Source organism: Vibrio thalassae (genome assembly GCF_900089835.1).
Classification (GTDB): domain Bacteria; phylum Pseudomonadota; class Gammaproteobacteria; order Enterobacterales; family Vibrionaceae; genus Vibrio; species Vibrio thalassae.
Genome location: NZ_OANU01000090.1, coordinates 1 through 777 on the forward strand (window position 1 = coordinate 1; position 777 = coordinate 777).

1 protein-coding gene is annotated in these 777 nt (G+C 38.5%); it reads left to right on the forward strand.

The features are described 5' to 3' along the window. Positions 1–145 precede the first annotated feature (145 nt). Positions 146–777 (forward strand): ISAs1 family transposase (locus VTH8203_RS18315; RefSeq protein WP_244181254.1); only part of this gene is annotated, 632 nt, incomplete at its 3' end.

Sequence of the window (777 nt, forward strand, 5' to 3'; positions counted from 1 at the left end):
CAGGGCGAGATCTCACATAGTTTGTAGGGTTTAATTGATTAAATGCCAAACAACACGGTCAATTTGCGTTCACCTGCATCAAGGAATTAAATGTTCTTTATTTTCGATTGAACTAATCCTGATTTTGTTGATCAGATCATTATCTATGTACTACTCAACCTACAAAATGACACTTTTTGAACGCCTTAATCGCATACCCGATCCACGTAATGATATTAACGTTAAACACAACTTAGTTGATGTCGTTTTTCTAGTATTTTCTGCTGTACTCAGTGGCGCTACCGGATGGAAGTCCATTCAAGAATTTGGTGAAAGCCAAATTGACTGGTTAAGACAATATCGAGGATTTGAAAATGGCATTCCCAAACGACACTGCATTGCTAACATTATCAGTGCGTTAGATAGTGATACTTTACTAGACGCATTGTTTGAATGGTTGAATTCTGAACGAACTCGAACCGAAAAATCGGTTTTGGCAATAGATGGTAAGGCTTTACGTGGAACTAAAACAAATGGGTTAAAAAGCATGTTACACGTTGTCAATGCGTATGATGTTGAAAGTGGGCTAATGCTTTATCAACAGTCTACTCATGGCAAAGGTAAAGAAATCAGTTTATCTCACGATGTTCTAGATGCTTTAGTCCTAAAAGATGCAATAGTCACCTTAGACTCGCTGCATTGCTTAGCGCCAACAATGGCGCAAATCACGGAAAAGAATGGTGACTTCACCATTCAGCTAAAAAAGAATCAACCCAATCTTTTCGGGCATGTGACAGA